At 62.0% G+C, this 26,567-nt stretch carries 25 protein-coding genes, 2 tRNA genes and 1 riboswitch; of the genes, 25 read left to right on the forward strand and 2 right to left on the reverse strand.

What is annotated here, in order from left to right:
* Nucleotides 1-48 precede the first annotated feature (48 nt).
* The 4 genes from Q5H33_RS00695 to Q5H33_RS00710 all read left to right on the forward strand — a co-directional run bounded on the left by Q5H33_RS00695 (nt 49) and on the right by Q5H33_RS00710 (nt 3,798).
* On the forward strand, nt 49-1,521 hold the full coding sequence (locus Q5H33_RS00695; RefSeq protein ID WP_021913374.1) for a cytosine permease: 1,473 nt from the start codon (nt 49-51) through the stop codon (nt 1,519-1,521).
* A gap of 33 nt (nt 1,522-1,554) precedes the next feature.
* The gene (locus Q5H33_RS00700) at nt 1,555-2,115 is read left to right on the forward strand and encodes a cysteine hydrolase (RefSeq protein WP_070122400.1); all 561 of its coding nucleotides are present in this window, start codon (nt 1,555-1,557) and stop codon (nt 2,113-2,115) included.
* 152 nt (nt 2,116-2,267) lie between these two features.
* A riboswitch (TPP riboswitch) is annotated at nt 2,268-2,371 on the forward strand.
* 31 nt (nt 2,372-2,402) lie between these two features.
* Nucleotides 2,403-3,017: an ECF transporter S component gene (locus Q5H33_RS00705; protein WP_003807048.1), complete on the forward strand. Its 615-nt coding sequence runs from the start codon at nt 2,403-2,405 to the stop codon at nt 3,015-3,017.
* A 79-nt stretch (nt 3,018-3,096) separates the two neighbouring features.
* Nucleotides 3,097-3,798, forward strand: coding sequence for a TenA family protein (locus Q5H33_RS00710; RefSeq protein ID WP_021913372.1), 702 nt, complete (start codon nt 3,097-3,099; stop codon nt 3,796-3,798).
* Nucleotides 3,799-3,931: 133 nt separating this feature from the next.
* Here the strand turns inward: Q5H33_RS00710 and Q5H33_RS00715 are convergent, their stop codons facing one another.
* Complete coding sequence (locus tag Q5H33_RS00715) at nt 3,932-4,939, reverse strand: aldo/keto reductase (protein ID WP_117762574.1); 1,008 nt, start codon at nt 4,937-4,939, stop codon at nt 3,932-3,934.
* 130 nt (nt 4,940-5,069) lie between these two features.
* Between Q5H33_RS00715 and Q5H33_RS00720 the strand changes: the two genes are divergently transcribed.
* From Q5H33_RS00720 to Q5H33_RS00820, 21 genes are all read left to right on the forward strand, one after another.
* On the forward strand, nt 5,070-5,609 hold the full coding sequence (locus tag Q5H33_RS00720; RefSeq protein ID WP_011743236.1) for a DNA-deoxyinosine glycosylase: 540 nt from the start codon (nt 5,070-5,072) through the stop codon (nt 5,607-5,609).
* 134 nt (nt 5,610-5,743) lie between these two features.
* The gene (gene glmU / locus Q5H33_RS00725; protein WP_021913370.1) at nt 5,744-7,126 is read left to right on the forward strand and encodes a bifunctional UDP-N-acetylglucosamine diphosphorylase/glucosamine-1-phosphate N-acetyltransferase GlmU; all 1,383 of its coding nucleotides are present in this window, start codon (nt 5,744-5,746) and stop codon (nt 7,124-7,126) included.
* A 2-nt stretch (nt 7,127-7,128) separates the two neighbouring features.
* A complete protein-coding gene (gene rsfS / locus Q5H33_RS00730) occupies nt 7,129-7,536 on the forward strand; it encodes a ribosome silencing factor (protein WP_021913369.1) in 408 nt (135 codons plus the stop codon).
* Nucleotides 7,537-7,673: 137 nt separating this feature from the next.
* Nucleotides 7,674-8,405 carry a histidine phosphatase family protein gene (locus tag Q5H33_RS00735; protein WP_003807037.1) on the forward strand — a complete coding sequence of 244 codons (732 nt, stop codon included), beginning with the start codon at nt 7,674-7,676 and terminating at the stop codon, nt 8,403-8,405.
* 107 nt (nt 8,406-8,512) lie between these two features.
* Complete coding sequence (locus tag Q5H33_RS00740) at nt 8,513-9,589, forward strand: hypothetical protein (protein WP_070122399.1); 1,077 nt, start codon at nt 8,513-8,515, stop codon at nt 9,587-9,589.
* Between the two features lie 109 nt (nt 9,590-9,698).
* Nucleotides 9,699-9,771, forward strand: a tRNA-Ala gene (locus Q5H33_RS00745).
* Between the two features lie 106 nt (nt 9,772-9,877).
* Nucleotides 9,878-10,714 carry a histidine phosphatase family protein gene (locus Q5H33_RS00750; protein WP_070122398.1) on the forward strand — a complete coding sequence of 279 codons (837 nt, stop codon included), beginning with the start codon at nt 9,878-9,880 and terminating at the stop codon, nt 10,712-10,714.
* Nucleotides 10,715-10,927: 213 nt separating this feature from the next.
* Nucleotides 10,928-11,878, forward strand: coding sequence for a magnesium transporter CorA family protein (locus tag Q5H33_RS00755; protein WP_003807032.1), 951 nt, complete (start codon nt 10,928-10,930; stop codon nt 11,876-11,878).
* 5 nt (nt 11,879-11,883) lie between these two features.
* On the forward strand, nt 11,884-12,768 hold the full coding sequence (locus tag Q5H33_RS00760; protein WP_003807031.1) for a transporter substrate-binding domain-containing protein: 885 nt from the start codon (nt 11,884-11,886) through the stop codon (nt 12,766-12,768).
* Nucleotides 12,769-12,840: 72 nt separating this feature from the next.
* The gene (leuS, locus tag Q5H33_RS00765) at nt 12,841-15,813 is read left to right on the forward strand and encodes a leucine--tRNA ligase (RefSeq protein WP_302422535.1); all 2,973 of its coding nucleotides are present in this window, start codon (nt 12,841-12,843) and stop codon (nt 15,811-15,813) included.
* A gap of 145 nt (nt 15,814-15,958) precedes the next feature.
* Nucleotides 15,959-16,720 carry a ComEA family DNA-binding protein gene (locus tag Q5H33_RS00770; protein ID WP_151905586.1) on the forward strand — a complete coding sequence of 254 codons (762 nt, stop codon included), beginning with the start codon at nt 15,959-15,961 and terminating at the stop codon, nt 16,718-16,720.
* Complete coding sequence (locus tag Q5H33_RS00775; RefSeq protein WP_055054459.1) at nt 16,717-18,429, forward strand: ComEC/Rec2 family competence protein; 1,713 nt, start codon at nt 16,717-16,719, stop codon at nt 18,427-18,429. The genes Q5H33_RS00770 and Q5H33_RS00775 overlap by 4 nt, the downstream gene beginning before the upstream one ends.
* Nucleotides 18,430-18,471: 42 nt before the next feature.
* On the forward strand, nt 18,472-19,452 hold the full coding sequence (gene holA, locus Q5H33_RS00780; RefSeq protein WP_179140411.1) for a DNA polymerase III subunit delta: 981 nt from the start codon (nt 18,472-18,474) through the stop codon (nt 19,450-19,452).
* Entirely contained in the window at nt 19,449-20,021 is a 573-nt protein-coding gene (gene tsaE, locus Q5H33_RS00785; RefSeq protein WP_042991277.1) for a tRNA (adenosine(37)-N6)-threonylcarbamoyltransferase complex ATPase subunit type 1 TsaE, read from the forward strand. Before holA ends, tsaE begins: the two co-directional genes overlap by 4 nt.
* Before the next feature lie 103 nt (nt 20,022-20,124).
* A complete protein-coding gene (gene tsaB / locus Q5H33_RS00790) occupies nt 20,125-20,895 on the forward strand; it encodes a tRNA (adenosine(37)-N6)-threonylcarbamoyltransferase complex dimerization subunit type 1 TsaB (RefSeq protein WP_055054460.1) in 771 nt (256 codons plus the stop codon).
* Nucleotides 20,896-20,905: 10 nt separating this feature from the next.
* Nucleotides 20,906-21,448, forward strand: coding sequence for a ribosomal protein S18-alanine N-acetyltransferase (rimI, locus tag Q5H33_RS00795; protein ID WP_011743223.1), 543 nt, complete (start codon nt 20,906-20,908; stop codon nt 21,446-21,448).
* Nucleotides 21,445-22,488 (forward strand): tRNA (adenosine(37)-N6)-threonylcarbamoyltransferase complex transferase subunit TsaD, encoded by a 1,044-nt coding sequence (gene tsaD, locus Q5H33_RS00800; RefSeq protein ID WP_003807022.1) that lies wholly within the window; start codon nt 21,445-21,447, stop codon nt 22,486-22,488. The genes rimI and tsaD overlap by 4 nt, the downstream gene beginning before the upstream one ends.
* Nucleotides 22,489-22,576: 88 nt before the next feature.
* Nucleotides 22,577-22,652, forward strand: a tRNA-Asn gene (locus Q5H33_RS00805).
* 165 nt (nt 22,653-22,817) lie between these two features.
* On the forward strand, nt 22,818-23,768 hold the full coding sequence (gene bsh, locus Q5H33_RS00810) for a choloylglycine hydrolase (RefSeq protein ID WP_055054461.1): 951 nt from the start codon (nt 22,818-22,820) through the stop codon (nt 23,766-23,768).
* Between the two features lie 212 nt (nt 23,769-23,980).
* Nucleotides 23,981-24,454, forward strand: a complete 474-nt coding sequence (locus Q5H33_RS00815) for a MerR family transcriptional regulator (protein WP_080703738.1) — start codon at nt 23,981-23,983, stop codon at nt 24,452-24,454.
* Nucleotides 24,455-24,550: 96 nt separating this feature from the next.
* On the forward strand, nt 24,551-25,309 hold the full coding sequence (locus Q5H33_RS00820; RefSeq protein ID WP_035010956.1) for a carboxymuconolactone decarboxylase family protein: 759 nt from the start codon (nt 24,551-24,553) through the stop codon (nt 25,307-25,309).
* Nucleotides 25,310-25,406: 97 nt separating this feature from the next.
* Here Q5H33_RS00820 and Q5H33_RS00825 read toward each other — a convergent pair whose 3' ends face one another.
* Nucleotides 25,407-26,528, reverse strand: a complete 1,122-nt coding sequence (locus tag Q5H33_RS00825; protein WP_021913459.1) for a 5-methyltetrahydropteroyltriglutamate--homocysteine S-methyltransferase — start codon at nt 26,526-26,528, stop codon at nt 25,407-25,409.
* Between the last annotated feature and the right edge of the window lie 39 nt (nt 26,529-26,567).

Below are 26,567 nucleotides of genomic sequence, written 5' to 3' on the forward strand. Positions count from 1 at the left end.
GGGCACTTTCTCGGAAAGTGCAAGGAAGCGAAGGAGACATAACCGAAAATGAGCAAGGATAAAGGTGCCCTCACCGTCGAGGAACAGGGCATAGACACCATTTCCGAAGAGGAACGCAAAGGCACGCCGGCCAGCCTGTTCTGGCCTTGGTTCGCCGCGAACGTCTCTGTGTTCGCCATGTCGTACGGCGCATGGGCATTGGGATTCGGCATCTCCTTCTGGCAGGCCACCATCATGACCACCATCGGCGTGGTCGTGTCGTTCCTGCTGGTGGGCGTCATCTCCATAGCGGGCAAGCGCGGCAACGCCCCGACCATGGTGCTCACCCGCGCCACCTTCGGCGTGGAAGGCGCCAAGGTGCCGGCCGCGCTGAGCTGGATCGCCACATTGGGCTGGGAAATCTCATTGACCACCACCGCGGTGCTCGCCATGTCCTCCACCATCTCCAAACTCGGCTGGGGCTCCGGCGCCGCGCCGAAGCTCATCTCCACCATCGTGGTGGTCGGTCTGGTGGTCGTGGCCGGCATCTTCGGCTACGACCTGATCATGCGCTGCCAGCAGGTCATCACCATCGTGACCGGCGTGATCACCGTCGGCTTCTTCATCCTCGGATGGGGCCACATCGACTTCGACGCCATCGGACGGATCCCGTCCGGCGGCCTGCCGGCCATGCTCGGCTGCTGCTTCTTCGTCATGACCGGTTTCGGCCTGGGCTGGGTGAACATCGCGGCCGACTATTCACGCTACCTGCCCCGCAAGTCCTCCAACAGCGGCATCGTCTTCTGGACCACGTTCGGCGCGTCCATCGCCAACGTGCTTCTCATCTTCTACGGCCTGCTGCTCGCCGGATCCAACGCCAAACTCGCCGAAAACGTCGGCAACGACCCGATCGGCGCGATGGCCTCCATCCTGCCCATCTGGTACCTCATCCCGTACACCATCGTCGCCGTGCTGGGCCTCATGTCCGGCTCCATCATGGACAACTACTCCAACGGACTGGCATTGCTGAGCTTCGGCGTCAAACTGCCCCGCACCGCGGCCGCCGGCCTCACCGCCGCGCTCACCGTGGCCGGCGTGGTCTACGTGACCTTCTTCTCGGACACCTTCATCGGCCCGTTCCAAGGCTTCCTGACCACCCTCGGCGTGCCTATGGCCGTATGGGCGGGCATGTTCGTGACCGACGTGATCGTGCGCAAGAAGGACTACAGCACCCCCGACCTGTATGATCCGAACGGCCGTTACGGCAAGTGGAACGTCAAGTCGTTCGTCATCCTCGCCGTCGGCACCATCCTCGGCTGGGGCCTCGTGGTCAACACCGCCGCGAACTGGCTGACCTGGCAGGGCTACCTCCTCTTCCTGATCGGCGGCAAGGACGGCAGCTGGGCATCCGCCAACCTCGGCGTGATCGTGGCGCTGCTTGTCGGCCTGTTCGGCGCGTTGGCGTTCCAGCGTGGAGACATCGCCAAGCAGGAGGCCGACCTGCCGGCATCCGAAACGGCGGATGCCATCGAAGCCAAGTGACGAACGGTGCGATCGCACAGGAAGGAACATACGATGATCGCTGAAGATGAGTGGCTGGTCGTCATCGACCGTCAGAAAGTATTCGCCGAAAGCGAATGGTCCGCTTGGGCCTGCGCCGACGGAACCTACTACGACACCAACGAAGCGTTCGCAAAACTGGCCAAGGCGTTCGGCGACCGCGTGGTCTACACGCGCTACGTCGCGCCGATTCCACCAAAGGACGCCTGGGTCGACTACTTCAAGGACTGGCCGCAGTTCCTGGTACCGCCGGACGACCCGATATACGACCTGACCGACGAGACCGCCGCCCTCGCCGAAGGCCATCAGGTGGTGGACCGCACCACATTCGGCAAATGGGGACAACAGCTGATCGACGCGATCGGCGGAGCCAAGAAAATCACGGTCTGCGGCGTGGCCACCGACTGCTGCGTGCTCACCACCGTGCTCGCCGCGGCCGATAACGGCGTGGCCGTGCGCGTTCCGGCCGACGCCTGCGCCGGCAGCACCCCGGAGAACCAGGAACTGGCGCTCAACACGATGCGCTTGTTCGAACCGCTGATCACGGTAACCGACACGGCGTCGATCCTGGCATAGCCGACAGCGGCTTTCCCGCATATCGATGGGTTCCGTGTTTTCCCGAAGGCCCAGGACTTTCGGAAAAACACGGAACCCATTTTTCCATTTCACGAGACTTTTGGCCGACATGTGGAATACCAGCCTGGAAACGCGCCGAACCATGTAATATCGCTTGCGGACACGGGGGCCATTATGGCTGAGAGGAAGCAACCGCTTCAACCGTATGAACGTATACCGGATAATGCCGGCGCACGGACGTCTCTCTACTTCCCGTGCCTTTGCATAAGAGAAAGGCACATACCTATATGACTGAAGAAAACCAGTCTTCCGCAGTTCGCAAACCCAACGTCAAATGGCGTGTGGTCGACATCGTCGTGGCCGCGATCGTTGCCGTCGCATCCGGCGTGATCTTCTGGGCCTGGGACTTCATCTACGCCGTCCCGACCGCCCTGTTCGACAGCCTCACCCCAGGCCTGGGCGGACTCTTCCATTTCATGTGGCTGTTCGCCGGCCCGCTCGTGGCCATCATCATCCGCAAGCCCGGCGCGGCCTTCTTCGGCGAAACCATCGCCGCGGTCATCGAAACGCTGCTGGGCAATCCATTCGGCGTGGCGCACGCACTGCTGATCGGCATGGCCCAAGGACTCGGCGCCGAAATCGGCTTCGCGGTCTTCGCATACCGCAAGTGGAACCTGCTCACCGTGACCCTGGCCGGCGCGTTGACCGGCCTATCCAATGGCCTGTACGAATGGGTCGTCACCGCCGGCTGGTCGACACTGCAAGGCGTCGTGTTCACCGTCTGCTGCGTCATCTCCGGAGCCGTATTCGGCGGAGCGCTCATGTGGTTCGTACAAAAGGCGCTCGCCAAAACCGGTGTGCTCGACCGCTTCGAATCAGGCAAGGCCGACGTCGTGGCCTGAACCACGCAACTCACAATCCAACAACAAACACAGAAAACATGCCGGCCGTCCGCCGGCGTATCCAAGAAAAGAGAAAATCATGACCAACCACGTTCCAGAAGCAACGAAACCCGCCAGTGGAGACTACGCCTGGCTGGGCGCGGAAGCCGGCTCCGTCGCCGACCTCATGTACATGCTCAACACCGAGGACTGGTACGACGCCATCAACTCGCGTTTCGTCAGCGAGCTGCTTGACGACACCTTGCCGGAATCCATCCTCAAGGCGTATCTGATCCAGGATTTCAAGTTCTATAACAACGGCATGATGGCGCGTCTCATCAAACTCGCCCCACGTCAGGAGACCAAGGACATGCTCGCGGCGCAATCGCAGTGGTTCGCCGACAACGAGGCCACCTACTTCGAGCACTTCCTCGAGGCCTATCACGTCAGCCAGGAGGAATACGACGCGACCGAACCGACCCCGGCCAACAAGGAGTACGGCGCATACCTCGACAGCCTGTCCGACAAGAGCTGGCCGGAATTGATCACCGCGATCTGCTGCATGGAATGGCTGTACCTCGCATGGGCCAAGCGCACCGTCGACGCCGACGTCATCCAGCAGGTGCCGGCGCACAAGGGCTGGGTCGACCTGCATGAAGGCGCGCACTTCCGCAAGTGGGTCGGCGACCTCATCTCCCTGGTCAACGAATACTGCTCCATCGATGGTCCGGAAGCCGAAGTGTTCCGCACCATCGTGCATCTGGAGCGCCGCTTCTTCGACGACTCCTACCCGCAGGAGTGAGCCTGCGATCCACGACCGCATAAGCCATGAGCCGGGCGCGTACGATCGATGTCGTACGCGCCCGGCTCATTTGTTGCGGTTCCGTCCGGAGCCCGGCTTCCTCGTGCGCGACTGCCGCGCGGGGGCGGCCCGTCTACAGCGAGATCCCGTCGATGCGGCGGAGCTCATCGTCGCTGAACGAAGTGTTTCTAAGCGCACCGATGTTGTCGATCAGCTGCTGTGGACGGGACGCTCCGACCAGCACCGAAGCCACCATGCCGTCGTGCAGCAGCCAAGCCAGCGACATTTCGGCGAGCGTCTGTCCACGCTCGGCGGCCAGATCGTTCAGGTCGCGAATCTGCTGAAGCCGTTCCGGCGTCAACGCGCTCTGCTGCAGGAATCGTCCGTCATGTGCGATTCTGCTGTCCGCCGGAACGCCGTTCAGATACCGGTTGGTCAACAGTCCCTGGGCGAGCGGGGAGAAAGTGATGAGTCCCTTGCCAAGACGGTGCGCGGTCTCCTTGAGCCCATTGCGTTCCACGGTGCGGTCGAAGATGTTGTAACGGTTCTGGTTGATGATGAACGGCACATGCATCTCATCCAAAATGGCGGTGGCCTTCTCGAGTGTGGGGCCATCATAATTGGACAGGCCCACATACAGCGCCTTGCCGCTGCTCACGGCCGTGGCGAGCACGTCCATGGTCTCTTCGAGTGGTGTGGATGGGTCCATGTGGTGGTGGTAGAAGATGTCCACGTAGTCGAGGTTGAGGCGTTTGAGACTTTGGTCGAGTGAGGCGAGCAGGTATTTGCGGCTGCCGAGGTCGCCGTAGGGGCCGGTCCACATTTCGTAGCCGGCTTTGGTGCTGATGATGAGTTCGTCGCGGTGGTGGTGGAAGTATTCGTGCAGGAGTCGTCCGCAGTTTTTTTCGGCCGATCCGGGTTCGGGGCCGTAGTTGTTGGCCAGGTCGAAGTGGGTGATGCCGTTGTCGAATGCGGTGAACACGATGCGGCGCATGGTGTCGTATGGGGTGGTGTCGCCGAAGTTGTGCCAGAAGCCGAGGGATATGGCCGGCAGTTTGAGGCCGCTTTCGCCGGCATGGTTGTAGGTCATGCTGTCGTATCGGTTTGGCGATGGCGTATAGACGGTGGTCGGTTCGAGCATGTTTTCTCCTTTGAATATGCTGCTCATGTCGTATCCGCAATCAACATACACGTCCGTTTGTCGTGCCGCAACATTGCGCAATACAATAAGGCGCATCGCGGTATTCGATGCGGTGGTAGGAGAGTGGCCCATGCGTGTGGAACATGGATTCGGTCCGGTTTGGGATGCCGGATCGCGCGTGTTGGTGTTGGGTTCCGTGCCAAGTCCGAAGTCGCGTGAGATGCGGTTTTATTATGGTCATCCGCGCAATCGTTTCTGGCCGGTCATGGCGGCTGTTTTCCATGATGACGGTTGTCTGCGCGAGTGCCGGGACCCGGACCAGATTGTGGGGTTGCGTAGGGATTTCGCTTTGCGTCACCATATGGCGTTATGGGATGTGATTGAGTCGTGCGACATCGATGGAGCGAGCGATGCCAGTATCCGTAATGCGGTGCCCAATGATCTTTCCCCGATAATCATGCGATCGAAAATCGCCCATGTCTTCACCACTGGCGCGAAAGCCGCGCAACTGTACCGTAAGCTCTGCGTTCCGCTGCTTCGGGCGCATGGATTGGACGGCATGCCGATGACGCAGCTGCCATCCACCAGTCCGGCGAACGCCAAAGCCGACCTGCCCGGACTTGTCGAAGCGTACGGATGCGTCGCACGCTCCGTTTCGCAGGCGTCGTAAGGCGTTTCCGACGGCTGTGGCATTGTCCGAACCCTATTTATACAATCGCGGTTGCGTTGAAATCCGAAGCGTCCTCCACTAATCCGTCTGGAATGGACGTTTCCCGCGAAAACCAGCAAAACGGAAGGCGAAAGATGGCACTGAGCGCCGCAATCATCCTTGCCGCGGGCGAAGGCACCCGCATGCGTTCCAACAAACCGAAGGTGCTGCACACCTTGGCCGGCAAAACGTTCCTGAACCGTGTCATGGACTCCGTGGCGGCCCTTGACCCCGATACGCTCGCCGTGGTGGTCCACTACCAGGCCGAACGCGTCGCCGAAGCCGCACGCTCCTACAACGAGCACGTCACCATCGTCGACCAGGACGACATCCCCGGAACCGGCCGCGCCGTGCAATGCGCGATGGCGCAGCTCACGCAGAAGGACGATCTGGACGGCGCCGTGCTGATCGCCGCATCCGACATGCCGCTGCTCGACACTGACACGCTCGACCAGCTGCTCGCCTTTCACGAGAAAAGCGGCAACGGCGCGACCGTGCTCACCACCATCCTCGACGATCCGACCGGCTACGGCCGCATCATCCGCGACAGCGAAGGCAACGTGCTGCGCATCGTCGAACAAAAGGACGCCAACAGCAGCGAACTCGCCGTACGCGAAGTGAACACCTCCGTATACGTGTTCGACGCCAAACTGCTCGCCGAAGCCATCGCCAACCTCAAATCCAACAACGCGCAGGGCGAATTCTACCTGACCGACGCGCTCGAAGCCGCCAAAGCCAACGGAGCCGTCGGCGCTTTCGCCGCCCCCGACCCGCTAAGCGTGGAAGGCGTCAACGACCGCGTGCAGCTCGCCGCGCTCGCCAAGGCGCACAACAAGCGCGTGTGCGAGCATTGGATGCGCGAAGGCGTCACCATCCTCGACCCGGACACCACGTGGATCGAGGACGACGTGCAGATCGCACGCGACGCGGTGATCCTGCCCGGCTGCTTCCTCCAAGGCCATACGGTGATCGGCGAAGCCGCCGAAGTCGGCCCGTACACCACGCTGATCGGCGCCACCATCGACGCCGAAGCGCATGTGGAACGCTCCCGCGTGCAGGAGACGCACATCGGCCGCGCCGCCAACATCGGCCCGTGGACGTATCTGCGTCCGGGCAACGAGCTCGGCGAGGGAAGCAAGGCCGGCGCGTTCGTGGAAATGAAGAAGGCGCACATCGGCAACGGCACGAAGGTGCCGCACCTGAGCTATGTCGGCGACGCCGACCTGGGCGAGCACACCAACATCGGCGGCGGCACCATCACCGCCAACTATGACGGCGTGCACAAGCACCACACCACCATCGGATCGAACGTGCACGTCGGCGCGGGCAACCTGTTCGTCGCCCCCGTCACCGTCGGCGACGGCGTCACCACCGGAGCCGGCTCCGTGGTCCGCCACGACGTCCCGTCCGACTCCATGGTCTATTCCGAAAACACGCAACACGTAGTAGAGGGCTGGAAGCCCGAATGGGAGCGCTGAACATGCCTGCATTGCAAGATTCCATCGACGCCATCCGCATCGCCGCAGCCGCGGCCGACCGCATGAAGGCCACCGACATCGTGGCGTTCGACGTTACCGAACCATTGGCCATCACCGACGCGATGCTCATCGCCAGCGCCTCGAACGAACGCCAGGTGCTCGCCGTCGCCGAGGAAATCGAGAAGGACCTGTACCTCAAGGCCGGCAAACGCCAGCCGCGCTCCCGCGAAGGCCTGACCGAAGGCCAGTGGGTGCTGCTCGACTACGGTGATTTCGTCATCCACGTCATGCACCAGGAATCCCGCGAATACTACCGTCTCGAACGGTTGTGGAAGGACTGCCCGAGCATCGACCTGCAGCTCGAACACGCCGAGGGCGAGCAGGAGCCGACGGTTTCCAGCGAAGCGTGATTTTTCATCCATCATCGAAACGTGCCTTCCCGAAAATCATGCGGAAGGCACGTTTTGGTATGCGCCGTCCCAGCAATCCGAATACGACGGCAGACAGGCAATAAATCGGAAAGACAACCGGCAGATAGGTGAGAGGCATGCCCAGAAACGTCGAACTCGACCATGATGAGACCATGACGCCACACGTGCGTTCCATCACACTGGTGCGCCACGGACGCACCGCATACAACGCGCAGCACAGGCTGCAGGGACAGATCGACATTCCGCTCGACGAAGTGGGTATGTGGCAGGTTCGCCAGACCGCGTCCGCATTGCGTGAACTGTACGTGGACCGTCATCCCGAAGCGGCATGCCAGCTGGTTGTCTGCTCCGATCTCAAACGCGCGGCCGCCACCGCACACGCGTTCGCCGACCCGCTCGGACTCGACGTGCATCCCGACGTCCGTGTGCGAGAACGCAGCTTCGGCGATTGGGAAGGCATCGCCGTCGAAGAGCTCGCCAAACGGTTCCCCGAGGATTATCTGTCATGGGCCCAGTTCCGCGGCGGCGAGCTCAAGTATGGCGCAGAACCGAAGCAGAACGTCGGCAGGCGTGGTGTCGAGGCGTTGAACGATTGGGCGTCGAAGGCCGGCTCCGATACCGACCTGTACGTGTTCTCGCATGGCGCCTGGATCTCGCAGACGTTGCAGACGCTGCTGGGATTGAGCGAAGTGCATGGCGATTTCGCCGACATTCTGTCGATGCGCAACGCGCATTGGGTGCGGCTGGCGCCGTTGGAACTGCAGGGCGCGCTGCGGTGGCGTCTGGTCGACTACAACCATGGTCCGGCGATCGCCGACACCGAGCAGTGGGAGCATCCGCAGCTATAGCCGCCGACGAAAACGGGGGATGACGCGCGTCCCGTTCCCAAGTTTTTTCCAAGCTTTTCACAGAATCGCAAGTTTTTTCAAAGCGTAATCGGCTACCGTCATGCTCTGTGAAGAATTTTTTCAAGGGCATATCGTTTTCATCGATTTTCGCGGGCGCGCTTGCCGCGGTGACCTCGTTCCTGCTGTCCGCAAAAATCGGCATCGCGGGATCGGTGATTGGCGTCGCCGCCGGTTCCATCGTCTCGGCCGTTGCGACGCAGGTGTACAAGAACGTGCTCAAGGCGTCGGGGGAGAAGTTGCAAAACGCCGTACCGTTCGTGGCCAACGACAAGGACGGTACGGACGGTGCCGGCAAGAGCGGCGATGACGCCACCACGGTGATCGCTCCCGCCGAATCCGAGGGCGAGCAGACCAAGACGCTGTCCGCGGAGGAATCCGATGAGACCACGGTCATGACGTCCGTGGACGGGGATACGACCACGGCGATGCCCGCAACGTCAGGCCGTGTCATCTCCTCCGCGCAGGCCGGAGGACGCGAATCGAACATGCTTCCGGACAATGCCGGCGGAAGTATCCAGCATGCTGGACGCCGGGCGTCGTTTGACGCTTGGCTGCATGGCAAGCGTGCGCCGATCGTCATCGCGATCGTCAGCGCGCTTATCGGCGTGGCCGTGAGCGCCGGACTGATCCTGGCATTCACGGGCGGACATGGAACCGATACCGTGGTGCGTGACATGGTCAACAGCAAGCAGACGCCGTCGGATGACAATGCCGGCGATTCCACCTACGGCAGCGGAAACAACGGCACGCAGGACAATATGCAGAACCAGTCCGGCACGACGGACACCGATAAGGATTCCACCACGAACTCCGACAGGAACAACGGCAAGGACACCGGGAAGAAGACGGATTCCACAACCGGCGGCACCGGAACGTCCACCGACGGCTCGGACTCGTCCACCAACACCGGAGACGATTCGAACAAGACGGATTCGTCCACGGACTCCACTACGCCATCCGACGGATCGACGTCAGGCACCAACAATTCGGGACAGTCGGGCGCGGGGACGACCACCACGCCGAATGGTTCGACATCCACGAACCAGAATCCGACGCCGAACGGTTCGAATCCCAATGGCACATCATCCGGCACGTCAGGCAATGGGACGGACACTTCGAAATAGCCTATGAGGCATGCGGCCGGGGCTTTCCTCGACCACGTGCCCGACACGCCGCGAATTGCATGATTCTGCTCTGTGTTGTATCTTATACAAGGTTTGCAGAGCAGACATTGGGGCTATGGCGCAGCTGGTAGCGCATCTCCATGGCATGGAGAGGGTCAGGGGTTCGAATCCCCTTAGCTCCACGATTGGAAGGCTTCCGGAGAGATTCGGAAGCCTTTTTCTTTACCGTTTCCCGTCGGCTTCCGGGCAATCCGCTGATCGGATGCGAAAACCAAGAAAGCGAGAACCATGATCGACGAAGTACTGTTCCTGCGCCACGGACGCACCGCATACAATCTCGCCAGACGGCTGCAAGGACAAATCGACATTCCCCTCGACATCGTCGGACGGTGGCAGGCGGACCAAAGCGCGTACGAACTCGCCAAAACCTACTATTGGGCGAAAGTCGCGCATCTCGCCGAACATAACGACCAGCTCGCGCAACCCGCATACGGCAACGCCCATCTGGCCGACGTCGACGAAATCAACAACGCGCCCGCCGCGGCCCGCCGCATGCTCGTCGTCTCATCGGATCTGTTCCGCGCGCAGCAGACCGCGCACGCCTTCGCCGGCCTCATGGGGCTGGACGTGGAACTCGACCCGCGTCTGCGCGAACGCAGCTTCGGCGAATGGGAGGGCATGACCCGCGAGGAGATCTGCGAGCATTACGCCGACGACTACCATTCCTGGCGCGCCCACACGGGAGGCGAAACCAAGCATGGCGTGGAAAGCCGCATCCATACGGGCCGACGCGGCGCGGAAGCCGTGCGCGACATCGTCGCCAAACACCATGACGAGACAATGCCTACCACATTGCTTCTCGTCGGCCACGGCTCATGGATCGTGGCCACCGTGGCGGTGCTGCTCGACATGGACCCCGACGATCTCAACAACGTCGGCGCGATGCGCAACGCCTTCTGGACGCGCATGACCCCGCACACCGACCCCAGGAACGCGGACCGTCCCACTTGGAAGCTTGAGGAATTCAACCAAGGCCCCGCCATCGCATCATTCGCCGACTGGGAGAACGGTCCCGAATCGTTGCGCGCGCCCGGCATGCCGCTGTGGAAGCCGATCATCCAATAAGCATCCAATACACGGCGCCGAAAACATCATCCAAAGTGAACTCTTGATGAAATCACCGCCGTCCGTACGGCAAATTCTCACGGTGGGACTATCCTTAATGAGGTTGTTTGCCCGACCATGCGGCGAGCCGGGAATCCGGCGATCGTTCCGCATGCGGATCGGGCTTCCGTACAGCGATAGAACGTTGGAAAGCGCGAAAGGCGGGTGAGAGACATGTTGAGAATGTTCAGAACGATTAACGGCCAGGTGGAGCAAATCCAAAAACCGGAGAACGGCTCCTGGTTATGTCTCTCGGCGCCCACCGACGTGGAGCTCGCCAACGTGTCCATGGAAACCGGCATCGACCTGGCCGACCTGCGCGCCCCTCTGGATGACGAGGAACGCTCGCGCGTCGACGTCGAGGACGACTACACGATGATCATCGTGGACATTCCTACCGTGGAGGAACGCGGCGGCCGCGACTGGTACGAGACCATCCCGTTGTCGATCATCATCACCCAGTCCGCCATCATCACCGTCTGCATGCAGGACACGCCCGTGCTGCACCCGTTCATGGAAGGCACCATCCGCGGCTTCAACACATACATGAAGACCCGGTTCATCCTGCAGATCCTGTACCGCAACGCCACCATGTACCTGCGTTACCTGCGCATCATCGACCGCGAAAGCGACAAGCTCGAACTGAAGCTGCGCCACTCCATGCAAAACCGAGAGATCCTCATGCTGCTGGAACTGAGCAAGACATTGGTCTACTTCACCACATCCCTCAAATCGAACGAAATCGTCATGGAGAAGCTGACCACGCTGCCGCGGCTCAAGCAGTATCCGGAGGACGAGGACCTGCTCGACGACGTCATCACGGAAAACAAGCAGGCAATCGAGATGGCCAACATCTACAGCGGCGTTCTCGCCAACATGACCGACGCGTTCGCATCGATCGTGTCGAACAACCTGAACAACGTGATGCGCATCTTCACCATCATCTCCATCACCCTGTCGATTCCGACCCTGATCTTCTCCATGTACGGCATGAACTTCCAGGAAGGCATGCTCGGCATGCCCCTCACGGACAAGCCATGGGGCTTCGCGGTGATCATCGGCATCTCACTGGTCCTTTCGGCGATCGTCACCTGGTTCCTCACCCGGTCGCGCATGTTCAAGTGACGTCCATGATGGGAAAAGCGCGATACGTGGCCGCGGCGGCATGCGCGGCATTACTTGCGGCCGGCGCCGGCGCGTGCGGCACATCGGTTTCCGTGGTGACCGAAGGCGCGGCGCAGGGGCCGACGATCGCGATAGGAGTGGCCGCCGACCAGCCGGGGCTCGGATACCTGCATGGAGGCGAATACTCCGGCTTCGACATCGACGTGGCCAAATACGTGGCGAAAACCCTCGGATACGCGGAAAAGCAGATCGTGTTCAAACAGCTGTCCCCGGCCATGCGAGCCTCCGCGCTCACCGACGGCACGGTGGACATGGTCGTGGATTCCTTCTCCATGGACGGGACCCACGATGGTGAGGCCGACGTCGCCGGACCATATCTGACGGTCCGGGAGGCGCTGCTCATCCGCTCCGACAGCGCATCCGAAATCACCGGGACCGACAGCCTGTCCGATAAAACCGTATGCGCGGTCGCTGGAAGCGCGGCGGACGACAACATCCGCAACCGCACGAAAAACATCCGCACGACGGTGGCGGAACGCGACACGTATCCGCAATGTATGACGGCGCTGATGATCGGCGAGGCCGACGCCGTCGCCGCCGACGACGCGATCGCGGCCGGACTGGCGTCGAACAACACAGGCGACCATCTGAAGATCGTCGACGTTCCCGACACCACCTGGTCCTACGGCATCGCCGTCAAATCAGGACAGGACGAGCTGGTCGGGCAAATCGACGCCGCATTGCGCGCCATGGTCAAGGACGGCTCGTGGCAGAAGGCCGCGGCCGACATGGGCAAGTCGATCGGATACACGCCCGACGCGTCCATGAATCCGCCGAAGGCAACGGCCAAGGCCCCGTCCTCCGGCACGTCCGCGGCATCGGAAAAATAACGGCGGCGCACGTGCCTGAATAGTGGTTGATTCCTTGCGAAGTGTCCAGTTGCGCGGCTAATTTCATGCATTATGAGTGACACTGAGAAAAGCGCGCAGGCGCAACCGAACGAATCCGTCGAACCGTCGTTCCGCTACAACGCGAAGCTGGCGCAGGGCATCGAAGAGAAATGGCAGAAGATCTGGGATGACGAAGGCACCTTCTGGGCCGCCAACGTCAATGGCGACCTGAAGGACGGCAAGGGCCATAACGCAGAAGGCCGCCCGTCCTACTTCGCGATGGACATGTTCCCGTACCCGTCCGGCAAGGGCCTGCACGTCGGCCACCCGCTGGGCTACCTCGCCACCGACGTGGTCAGCCGCTACCACCGCATGAAGGGCGAGAACGTGCTGCACGCCATGGGCTACGACGCCTTCGGCCTGCCGGCCGAGCAGTACGCCGTGCAGACCGGCCAGCATCCGCGCATCACCACCGAACAGAACATCGCCAACATGCGCCGCCAGCTGCACCGCATGGGCCTGAGCTTCGACAACCGTCGTTCCTTCGCCACCATCGACCCCGGCTACGTGCGTTGGACCCAGTGGATCTTCTCCCGCATCTACGACGCCTGGTACGACAAGGACGCCACCAACCCGTCCGGCTCCAAGGGCTGCGCCCGCCCGATCAGCACGCTCGTCGAACAGTTCGAATCCGGCAAGCGCGCCATCCCGGGCTTCGAAGGCAAGGCCTGGGCCGACCTGAGCGAAGCCGAGCAGGCCGACGTGCTCAACGACTTCCGTCTGGCCTACATCTCCAAGTCCCCGGTCAACTGGTGCCCGGGCCTGGGCACCGTGCTCGCCAACGAGGAGGTCACCGCCGAAGGCAAGTCCGAACGCGGCAACTTCCCGGTGTTCCAGCGCGAACTGCGCCAGTGGTCCATGCGCATCACCGCATACGGCCACCGTCTGATCGAAGACCTCGACACCATCGACTGGCCTGAGAAGGTCAAGCTCATGCAGCGCAACTGGATCGGCGAATCCCACGGCGCTTCCGTGCATTTCGACGTCGAGACCCCGAACGGCGTCAAGGACATGGAGATCTACACCACCCGTCCTGACACCCTCTTCGGCACCACCTTCGCAGTCGTCTCCCCGGAACACCACCTGCTTGAGAACGTGCCTGCCGAATGGCCGGCGGAAACCCCCGAGGATTGGAAGGGCGGCTACGCCACCCCGGTCGAGGCCGTGAAGGCGTACCGTCTGGCCGCCGAAGCCAAGACCGCCAAGGACCGCGTGGACGAGGCGGGCGAGAAGACCGGCCTGTTCACCGGCCTGTACGCCATCAACCCGATCACCGGCGCTAAGCTGCCGCTGTTCACCGCCGACTACGTGCTCATGGACTACGGCACCGGCGCGATCATGGCAGTGCCGGGCGGCGACCAGCGCGATTACGATTTCGCCGTCAAGTTCGGCCTGCCGGTCATCTACACCGTCAAGCCGCTGCCGGAATCCGGCGATGACCTCGCCAACTATGAAGGCAAGGCGCCGTTCGTCTCCCATGACGGCATCGTCATCAACTCCTCCATCGACGCGACCAAGGCCAAGGGCGATTCCTTGAGCCTCGACGGCCTGCGCGTGGACGAGGCCATCGACAAGGTCAACGCCTGGCTCGAATCCGCCGGCGTCGGCAAGGGCACCGTCAGCTACCGTCTGCGCGACTGGCTGTTCAGCCGTCAGCGCTACTGGGGCGAGCCGTTCCCGATCGTCTACGGCGAGGACGGCGCCCCGCACCTGCTTCCCGACGAGCAGCTGCCGATCAACCTGCCGGACGTGCCGGACTACAGCCCGAAGACCTTCGACCCGGAGGACGCCGAATCCAACCCGGAGGCTCCGCTGAGCCGCAACGAGGACTGGGTCAAGGTCGAGCTCGACTTGGGCGACGGCAAGAAGACCTACTACCGCGACACCAACACCATGCCGAACTGGGCCGGCTCCTGCTGGTACTACATGCGTTACATCGACCCGACCGACACCAAGCACATGGTGGAGAAGGACGAGTTCGACTACTGGATGGGTCCGGACCACAACAAGACCGCCGGCAAGTCCGGCGGCGTGGACCTGTACATCGGCGGCGTCGAACACGCCGTGCTGCACCTGCTGTACTCCCGCTTCTGGCACAAGGTGCTGTTCGACCTCGGCTACGTCGACTCCATGGAACCGTTCCACAAGCTGTTCAACCAGGGCATGATCCAGGCATACGCCTACACCGACGACCGCGGCCAGTACGTGCCGGCCGCCGAAGTGGTGGAAGGTCCCGCCGACGCCAACGGCGAGCCGACGTTCACATGGAACGGCCAGCATGCCAACCGCGAGTTCGGCAAGATGGGCAAGAGCCTGAAGAACATCATCACGCCTGACGACATGTATGAGAACTACGGCGCGGACACCTTCCGCCTGTACGAGATGGGCATGGGCCCGCTGGCCGAATCCCGTCCATGGAACACCCGCAACGTGGTCGGCTCCATGCGTTTCCTGCAGCGCCTGTGGCGTAACGTCATCGACGAGACCACCGGCGAGGTGCGCGTCACCGACGGCGAGCTTGACACGAAGACGCTGAAGCTGCTTAACAACACGATCGCCGACGTGACCGTCGAGATGGAGGCCATGCGTCCGAACACGGCCATCGCCAAGCTCATCGTGCTCAACAACCATCTGACCAGCCTCGACGCCGTGCCGCGCGCCGCCGTCGAACCGCTGATCCTGATGCTCTCTCCGATCGCCCCGCACATCTGCGAGGAACTGTGGAGCAAGCTCGGCCACACCGAATCCCTGGCGCACGCCGACTGGCCGAAGGCCGACGAACGTTACGTCGGACAGGATTCCGTCACCGCGGTCGTGCAGATCAAGGGCAAGGTGCGCGCCAAGCTCGAGGTCTCCCCGGACATCGATCCGAAGGAGCTGGAGAAGATGGCGCTCGAAGCCGTCGCCGACCGACTGGGCGGCAAGGAGCCACGCAAGGTCATCGTCAAGGCTCCGAAGATCGTCTCCATCGTTCCCGCGGAATGATCTTCTGACGAGACGGCCCGCATAAGAGGACGCGGGTTCTTCCGCACCATGGCGACACGCCAGGAATGTGGATAACCCGCGTTCTCCGACCACAGGAGCCGTTTCGGCTGGACAGTATGCCCATGCATCCTCCAATGTTGGATGCATGGGCATATTTGCATTTCGCGGCACTCACCCCATCCGTGCCATCCACACGGCGGACGGCGGCACTGGCATGCCGGCCGCCACGAAGCGGCTGCGGGGATTGGGCATGCCCGAAAAACCGTCCCGACCCAACAGCCTTACGGCCATGGAGGCGCAATCGGACGAACCGTCCGCATCACACGAACCCGCACGACCGATGCCGCAGCGGAAGACGCATGACGCGAAATCGACCTTGGCGGAGCTCGCCGGCGTCCGGCCGACGGACAAACCCGACGAGGGGGAGCGGCCGAAACGCGACAGGCCACGATTGGCGTTCCGCCCGTTCCACGCGCTCATGGCGATCCTCACTTTGTCGTGCGCGCTGTGCGCGAGCCTGACCATGCTCGTCCAACAGACGATCCACTACAGCGAACTGCAGCATTCGCGGTCGCAGATACGCTCACAGGCCCAACAGCAGCCGCAACAGGCCCCGCAAACGGAACAAACGCCGGCACCGCAAGAAAACGGGCCGACGCAGGACGCGTCCACACCGGACAGCCATGACGGGCAAGACGGAGCGCAGCAATCGAACCAGCTTGACCTCAACACCGCAGACCTAGGCGAATTGCAGACCCTCAAAGGCGTCGGACCGGTCACCGCGCAGCGCATCCTCGACTATCGAACGCAGATAGGACGGTTCGACAACGTCGACCAGCTTCTGGAAGTCAAGGGCATCGGTTCGAAGACTCTGGCGAAGTTCCGCGACCAAGTGTGCGTGAGATGACGGGCACACGCGATTGGCTGACCAGGGAGCGCGGGAGCCGAGACTGGAGACTGCTGCCGGCCGCAATATGCGGTTGGACGGCCAGTCTGGCCGCGCACGCCGGCTTCGCATATTGCATGTCGCATGACGGCATGCTCGGCGCTTTGCCGGCCGTTCTCACCTGCATGATACCGCTGGCGGTCCTGGCGGGACTGCCCTTCCCACGATTGCCGGCGTCCGTTCGACGACGGATAACGCTCTGGCATGCGAGCGTCACGGTCTGCGCGATCGCTGCGATGGTTTGCGCGGCAAGCGCGTTGACCTATGATTTGCTGCAATGGCGCGACCCGGCTTCTCGGGCGGCCGCGGAAGGCGACGCTTCCGTCGTCGTCACGGCGCGCGCCACCTCGCCGACCGTCATCTCCGACAGACGGTCGAACGACTGCCGTGCCGACGCGCGCATCACATCGGTCACCATCGACGGCGTACGGCAAACCAGTTCGGCACGAGCGCGTATATACGCGGACCGGCCTGAATGCGGCAAACTCAAACAGGACGGCACCTACAAGATCGCGGGTCGCATCTCCGAAGCGCGATACGGTGCCATGCCGTTGTGGCTGACCGACGTCACGACAGTCGAACACGTCAGGCCGCCAAACCTGCCGATGCGCGCCATCGGCATGATGCAGGAGGCGTTCTTCGTCCAAACCGCACGTCTTTCCGACCAAGGGAAAGTGCTCGTCCCCGGACTGACATTGGGTGTTCTCGGACAGGACTACGTGCCGGCCGAGGGCGATGGCACCGACATCGATTCCACATACGCCGCACAGGTGGAGGACGCGTTCCAAAGGTCCGGAATCGTGCATCTCATGGCGGTCAGCGGCGGCCATCTGGCCGTGACCGCCGCATTGGTGCGTTCCGTCTGCTCGTTCTTCCTTCTGCCGCGACGATTCACCGCACTGCTGGTCGCCATGTCGTACATCATGCTGTCGGCATGCGTGTTTCCGTCGGATTCGGTATCCCGCGCGCTTTTGATGGGATTGTCCGGCGCGGCATGCCTGTTCATCGGCAGACGAGGCCAGGCGATGGCGTCGTTGAGCTGGACCACATTGGCTATGCTGATGGCATGCCCGCACATGTCGCAAAGCTTCGGATTCGCCCTGTCCTGCGCCGCGGTGCTCGGCATCGTGCTGTTCGCCGACACCCTCAACGCATGGATGGAACCGGTCCTGCCACGGTTCGTGGCCGAGGCTCTGTCCATGACCATAGCGGCGCAAGTGTTCACCCTGCCGATCCAGGTGCTCATCGAACCGGAACTGCCGGTGTTCTCCATACCGGCGAATCTGATGGTGGCGCCGTTCGTGGGTTTCGCCACATTGGCCGGCCTGGCCAGTCTTGCCGTCTCATGGCTGATTCCGTGGCTCGGCCTGCAACTGGCCCGTGCGGCCTCCTGGGGCACCGCGGTCATGGAACTGACCGCCCTTGAACTGGGTTCCGGCAGCCAGGCCACGATACCGTGGGCCGGAGGCGTCGAGGGAGCGGTCCTCGTCTGCGTGGTGGAAGCCGCCTGCGCGGCCGCCGCGATCATGACGCACCGGCTGTTCGGACGCATGATGGTCCAGGAACCCGATCTGCCCGGAAAACGTCTGATAGCCAACCCTGTGGAACGGCTGCGCATGTGGATGGAACGTACTCGGAAGGCATTGCGCGAACTGCAATGGGAGGAATAGGCCATGCCGGTTTTGTCCACCGATACAGCGAGATTGAATGGTATGCCGAAACCATCCGCAGCCACCACGCCCTTCCACCTCGTGTACGGAGGCGACTCGTACCTGAACGACCAGACGGTGCGCGACCTCAAACACGAGGCGCAACGCCGGTATCCCGACGCGGAAACCATCGAACTCGACGCGGCAAGCGCCGACCATTACGCCTTCGACGAGGCGGTAAGCCCATCATTGCTTGCGGATCGCGCCATCGTCATCGTCACCAACCTGCAGAACGCGGACGAAAAACTGGGCGACGCCATGGTCTCTTACTGCAGACAGGCGTGCAAGGAGCCGGCGGACGCGTGCATCGTCATCTGCCAGCATGAGGGCGGTGTGAAGGGCAAACGTCTGGTGGAGCAGCTCACCAAGGCCGGAGCGTACAAGGACGCTGTCGCCGACCTGAAGAAGCCCGAGGCCAAACTCAACTTCGTCATGCAATGCTTCGAACGGCGCAAACGCCGCGTCGAGCCGATGGCCGCGCAGCAACTCGTGGCCGTGTTGGGGGATAGGACCGGCGAGCTTGCGGCCATGGTCGGCCAGTTATGCTTCGATTTCGACGACAATCCCATGACGCTCGCCCGCGTCAACCAATATCTCACCTCCAATCCGCAGGTGGATGGCTTCCGTGTCGCCGACCTCGCGTTGTCGGGACGTACGGCGGACGCGATCATCGCCATGCGATCGTCCGTGGAACAGGGCACCGCTCCGATCGCGCTTATCGGCGCGCTGGCCATGAAGCTGCGGACGATGGCGAAGGCGTCGGCGGTGCGTGCGGGCACCATTTCCACGGCCGAGGCGAAAACGAACCCCTGGGTGTTGAAGAACGCGACCCGGCAACTGTCCGGATGGACGTCAAGCGGCATGAGCGCATGCATCCAGATGCTCGCATGGGCCGACGAGCAAAGCAAAACCAATGGCTCGGACCCGGTCTATGCTTTGGAACGGTCCATCGAACTGATCAGCCGCAAAGGACGTGCCGCATGAGCAACACCATTACCATCACAGCCGCCACCGGCGAGGACATGCAGGCGTTGGGGGAGCGTTTGGCGAAGCTTGCCCGTGGAGGCGACGTGCTGTTGCTGTCCGGTCCGCTTGGCGCCGGCAAGACCACGTTCGCGCAAGGGTTCGGCGCGGGACTTGGCATCGGAGAGCCCATCGTCTCGCCGACCTTCACCATCGCACGCGAGCTTGAGGGACGGTTCGCGGACGGTTCGCCGGCGCATCTGGTGCACGTCGACGCCTACAGGCTCGGCGGCAACGCCTACGCGCCCGGACAGGACACGGTCGGACGGCTATTGGACGAATTGGAATCGCTCGGCTTGGACGAGGAATTGGAGGATCCGGGCGAGCATACCGTCATCCTGATGGAATGGGGCGAGCAGATGGCCGCCGCATTGGCTCCGGAACGGCTTGAAATCCACATCGACCGTCCGCTTGACGCGCCCGCCGTGGACGCGGACGGCGAGCTGACCAGCGCGGGCGCACGCACGGTGACGTTGGTGCCGGTGGGCGCTGCCTGGGATTCGTTCGATTTCACCGCGGGAAAACGCTGACCCTGTCAAGACGCATCCGACGTGGCCGACCGCACCGCATGCCGTGGCTTCCAGCGCCGGTTGTACAGTGGTTGGCAGTTTGGCACAAGGAGTTTTCAAGCATATGCAGACACTGGTGATTGACACCTCATATGGTTCGACCGTAGGCGTGGTCGGACATGAACCCATCGTCGAAACGGATTCGCGCACCCATGTCGAGAAACTGCAGGTGAACATCGCGCAAGCCGTCGAACAGGCCGGACTGCAGGCGTCGGACATCACCCGCATCGTCGTCGGCGTCGGACCGGCGCCATTCACCGGCCTGCGCGCCGGCATCGTCGCGGCCAAGGCATTGGCCTTCGCCACAGGCGCGCAACTGGTCGGACAGGACGTGCTCGCGCCGCAATGCCTGGCACATACTCAAGCTACGGACGATCGCCGCCATCTGACGCTTGCCGTCAACGACGCGCGTCGCCGGCAACTGTATTTCGCGCTGTATGACGGCGGCACCGTTGCGGACGGCGTCGGACAATCGCCCATAACGTTGATCGACATGGACATCGACTATCCGGATTCCATCACGATGCGCGTCAATGACGTTCTTACGAAGCTCGCCGACACGGGCAAGCCGTACGTCGTCGACGTCATCGGCCATGGTGCGGTCAAATACGCGCAGTCGTGGAATGCGATTGCCTCCCTCGGCGAAGTCGACGACCATGCTCTGCTCGACGAAGGCGCGGAAGGATTGGCGCGATTCGCGGCCTTCACCACCAGCGAACAGGCGTTGGCAGAACCGACCTCCGTCGAACCGTTATACCTGCGTCGTCCGGACGTGTCAGTGCCCAACCCGCTCAAGCATGTGCTCAACCATGCCGGCGCCGAACGAACGGAGTGACGGCACGCCCATGATTGTCGACCATTCCCAGATTCCGGAAGACACCGCCGTCGGACAGATCGCCGCATTGGAAAAGGACCTGTTCGGCCGCGGCGCGTGGAGCGAACAGTCCGTACGGCAGGAATTCCACGCTCCGGCACGCACGTATCTGCTCGACATTGAAGGCGATGCCGTACAGACGGCGGATCCCGTCGTCCGAGGCTACGCAGGCTACTGGTACGACGGCGACGACGCGGAGATCATGACGATCGGCGTCGGCAGACCATACCAACGGCAGGGGATAGCGGCGGCGCTTCTCGAAACACTGATCGTCTCGGCGCGTCGGCAGGGCGCCAAACGCATGCTTCTGGAAGTCCGAGTCGACAACGTGCCGGCATTGGCGTTGTACGAAAGGTTCGGCTTCACGCGGATGGGATTGCGCAAACGCTACTACCAGCCAGAAGGCATCGACGCGTACACCATGAGCCTCGACTTGGAGCCGCGCGTCGTCGGCTTCAGCGCAACAGCGGATACAGAGCACACTTCAGCAACACACACAACGGAGCAGCAATGAGCGAACCAATCGTACTCGGCATCGAATCGACCTGTGACGAAACGGCGGCGGCCGTGGTGCAGGGACGCACCCTCATTTCCAACGTGGTCGCGTCCTCCATGGACGAGCACGCCCGCTACGGCGGCGTGATTCCCGAAATCGCCTCTCGCGCGCACGCCGAAGCGTTCGTGCCATGCGTCTCCAAAGCTCTGGCCGACGCGAACATGACGCTGTCCGACGTCGACGCGATCGCCGTATCCGCGGGACCCGGCCTCGCCGGCTGTCTCGCGGTCGGCGTGTCCGGCGCGAAATCGTTGGCATGGGCCGCGAACAAGCCGATCTACGGCATCAACCACGTCATCGGACATATCGCGGTGACGCAGCTGCAGTTCGGACCGTTCCCCAAGGACACGCTTGCGTTGATTGTGTCGGGCGGGCACACTTCGCTGCTGCATGTCGAAGACGTGGCGCGGCATATCGACGTGGTCGGCACCACGCTCGACGACGCTGCCGGCGAATGCTTCGACAAGGTGGCACGTCTGCTTGGTTTCCCGTATCCCGGCGGCCCGCACATCGACCGTCACGCACAGCTGGGCAACCCACATGCCATCAAAGTGCCTCAGGGCCTTACACAAGGCAAGGCGGGGCAGCAGCATCCGTACGATTTCAGTTTCTCCGGCGTGAAGACGGCCGTGGCGCGTTGGATCGAACAGCAGCAGGCGGAAGGCAATGAGATTCCCATCGACGACGTGTGCGCGTCGCTGGCCGATTCCGTCGCGACGGTGCTCGCCAAGAAGGCGATGCGCGGTTGCGAGCAGTACGGTTCGAAGACCCTGATCGTTGGCGGCGGCTTCTCCGCGAACTCCCAACTGCGCGCCAAACTGTTGGAGGTCGGAGCCAAGCATGGCGTCGAAGTGCGTATCCCGCAAATCAAACTGTGCACCGATAATGGCGCTATGGTGGCCATGCTGGGCGTGAACCTGGTGGAGAGCGGCGTGAAACCGTCCGAACCGGATTTCGCAATCGATTCCGCCATGCCGTTGACGAAGATCAGCATGTGACGGTAGTCCCGCCGCAGCAGGGGAGACACGCGCGGGATTTGCATTTTGCGTTTTACCGCGTATAATTCATGTCTTGTGCACAGCGCATTCCTGCGTAGCTCAGTTGGCAGAGCATCCGACTGTTAATCGGACGGTCACTGGTTCAAGCCCAGTCGCAGGAGCCATTCGAAAAATCCCCTTGGAAACAAGGGGATTTTTTCATTTTCAACGACTCTTGGCATTTTTGGCCACCCTTCATGTTTATCCGTCGGCGGAAACCGTGGTTCGTCCAGCCGTCCATGCGTATGATGAACGCACCGGGTCAATCAAACAAAGGAAGGAAGTCCATCATGTGCACTGGCGTTCGTTTCTCCGACGAAGAGGGAAACATGTATTTCGGCCGCAACCTCGACTGGAGCTTCTCATACGGCGAAAGCATCCTGGCCACTCCACGCGGCTACCACTACGACAACGTGTTCGGCGCGAGCGGCAAAGCCACGCCGAACGCGGTGATCGGCGTGGGCGTGGTCATGGCCGACCGTCCGATGTATTTCGACTGCGCCAACGAGCATGGTCTGGCCATCGCGGGATTGAATTTCCCCGGCTACGCGGAGTTCGTGCATGAGCCGGTCGAAGGCACCGACAACGTCGCGACCTTCGAATTCCCGCTGTGGGTGGCACGCAATTTCGATTCCGTCGACGAAGTCGAGAAGGCGTTGAAGAACGTGACCCTCGTCTCCCAGATCGTGCCCGGCCAGCAGGAGTCGCTGCTGCATTGGATCATCGGCGACAGCGAGCGCAGCATCGTCGTCGAACAGATGGCGGACGGCATGCATGTGCACCATGACGACGTAGACGTGCTGACCAACCAGCCGACGTTTGGCTTCCATATGGAGAATCTGCGCAACTACATGTGCGTCGGCAACGAGATGGCCGAGCCGGCCACGTGGGGCAAGGCGTCCCTGTCCGCTTGGGGCGCGGGTGTGAGCATGCATGGCATTCCGGGCGATGTGAGCTCCCCGTCGCGTTTCGTGCGTGTGGCTTATGCCAACACGCATTATCCGCAGCAGGAAGGCGAGGCGGCCAACGTGTCTCGCCTGTTCCACACCCTTGGTTCCGTGCAGATGGTTGACGGCATGGCGAAGATGGGCAACGGCCAGTTCGAACGCACGCTGTTCACCAGCGGATATTCGTCCAAGACCAACACGTACTACATGAACACGTATGATGATCCCGCCATCCGCTCCTACGCGATGGCCGATTTCGACATGGATTCCTCGGAGCTGATCACCGCCGCCTGAGCATGCGTGGGCTTTTTCGTCCGTCGGTTCCCATACAGACGGACGAAAAAGCCGCACGATTGCCGAAAAGGACATGAAAATGGAGTCGTGCGACAGATCCACTTTTTCGGATACCGGCTCTTCCATTGCCCGCTCAATGCCGTTTGACGTCGGACCAATACGACACGCCGGAATATGGACTTCGAGCACTTTAAGTTTTTAGAGTGCGGGGTATGAGCAATACGACGACCACCTGGCATTCGATCCGTGAGGCGTCCATGATTTCCGGACTGCCCGAATCGACGTTGCGTTATTACGAGCAGATCGGCATCATCGATCCGATCGCCCGCGATCCGAGTTCAGGCCACCGAGTCTATTCGGACAAGGACATCGAATCGCTGACCACCATCGCATGCCTGGCGGCGACGGGCATGCCGCTTGAATCGATGCGCGAATACCTGAAGAACCGTTTCGACGGTCCGGAAGGCGCCCGACGGCAGATCGAACTACTCGACGCGCAATCGCTGCGTCTGGCCGCGAAAGCCGAGGCCCTGCGCATCCAGCAGGCGTACGTGTCGCTCAAATCGCTCTATTGGCGCGCCATCGCCGAAGGACACGAGGATGAGGCCAACCGAATTCTCGAGGAAAACAAAGACGTCATCGAAAACGTCAAGAAACAGCCCGGCAAGGGCGCGATCGCACGCTGAACATTCAGACGACGATGGCCGCTATCCGCACGCAACATTTCCGACGATAGAATGAACGCGGCATGCGGCGCGAAGACATCGAACGGAAAGGAAGCCATGTTCGAGGAACTGCATAGGAAGATGAACGCGTTCTGGAACAACGACAGGACGCTGTCGCAGACCGATCCGGAATATGTCAAGCTGTTTTCCGACTTCGCTTACGGGGAAGTGGTGAACGAGCCGGGCGCGAACCATCCCGATCTGGACGACCAGACCCGCTCCCTGGCGATCCTCGCGGCTCTGGTCGGCTGCCAGGGTCTCGACGCGTTCGAAATGATGCTGCCGGTCGCCTACGAGACAGGACTGACGTCCGTGGCCATCAAGGAGATGATCTACCAAGCCACCGCATACTGCGGATTCGGGAGAACCCTGCCGTTCCTGAAGAAGCTCAACGTTTTCCTTGGAGCCGCGAACGTGCATCTGCCGCTGGAGCCGCAGGGCACGACCACGTCGGAGACCCGCGCGCAGGCCGGAGAGGACAAGCAGGTCGAGATCTTCGGCGAGAACATGCGCGGATTCGCGCAATCCGGACCGGAGGAGACCCGGCACATCAACAAGTGGCTGGCCGACAACTGCTTCGGCGACTACTACACTCGCGGCGGACTCGACACCCGCGAGCGCGAAATGGTCACGTTGTGTTTCCTGGCCGCGCAGGGTGGTTGCGAACCGCAGCTTACGGCGCATGCCAAGGCGAATATGGTCGTTGGCAATGAGAAGGCGTTTCTAATCGCGGTGGTCTCGCAGTGCATGCCGTATATCGGCTATCCGCGTACGTTGAACGCGATTCGTTGCATCGATGAGGCTGTGAAGGGCTGACCTGCCCGTTAAAAACGCCGGCAAACAAACAAAGGGCTATCCGCCGAACAAGACGGATAGCCCTTCCTTATAGCTGATTGTGGATGGCGTGCTGTGTTTACTCGCCCCACACGTCCTTGGCGATGGATTGGACGAGTGCGATCTTGGCCCACTGCTGGTCTTCGGTGAGCTTGTTGCCTTCCTGGGTGGAGGCGAAGCCGCACTGGGTGGACAGGCACAGGCGGTCGAGCGGAATGTACTGGGCGGCTTCCTGGATGCGGGCCTTGATGGTGTCCGGATCCTCAAGGTCGGGCTTCTTGGAGGTGATCAGGCCGAGCACGACCTTCTTGTCGCCGGAGACTTCGGCGAGCGGCGCGAAATCGCCGGAACGGTCGTCGTCGAACTCGAGGTAGTAGGCGTCCACGTTCTCCTCGCCGAACAGTTTGGCCGCGACCGGCGCGTAGCCTCCGGAGGAAAGCCAGGTGGAGTGGAAGTTGCCGCGGCACACGTGGGTGTTGATGACCAGGTCGTCCGGCTGGTCGGCGATCACGGCGTTGATGACGTCGAGGTTCTCCTGCTGCAGGCGTAGCGCGTCCTCGTCGCTCCAGCCGAGACGTTCGCGTACGCTCGCATCGCACAGGCGGGTCCAGGTGCAGTCGTCGAACTGCACGTTGCGGCAGCCGGCGGCATACAGGTCGGCGATGACCTGGCGGTAGGCGGCGACGATGTCGGCGGTCAGCTCGTCGTCGTTCTTGTAGAACTCGTCATACGGGTAGGCGGCCGCGTTGCCGGTGAGCACGAAGCGGGTCTGCGCGGGGGAGGGCATGGTCTGGCGGGCCACGGTGTTCTCGTCCTCGAACTGCTTGACGAACTTGAAATGTTCGACGAACGGATGGTTCTCGCCGGAGATTCTTCCGGTCACGGTGGCGGTGTCGGCCGGGGTCACCTCGTCGTGGAAGGCGACGCGGTGGGCTGCGGCGGCATGGTCCACGCCGTTGAAGCCCCACATGAAGTCGAAATGCCACCAGCCGCGGCGGAATTCGCCGTCGGTGATCACATGCAGGCCGGCGGCCTTCTGCTTGGCGACGAGTTCGGTGATGGCCTTGTCCTCGACCGCCTTGAGCGCTGCGGCATCGATTTTGCCGGCGGCGAAATCCTCACGCGCGGCCTTGAGCTCGGCCGGGCGGAGATAGGAGCCGACCACGTCGGCGCGGAACGGCGCGTTATGCGAGTATGCCATTGAATACCCCTTTTTTGGGAAAGCGACAAATACCTAGTG

The sequence above is a fragment of the uncultured Bifidobacterium sp. genome (assembly GCF_959020145.1).
Lineage (GTDB): Bacteria > Actinomycetota > Actinomycetes > Actinomycetales > Bifidobacteriaceae > Bifidobacterium.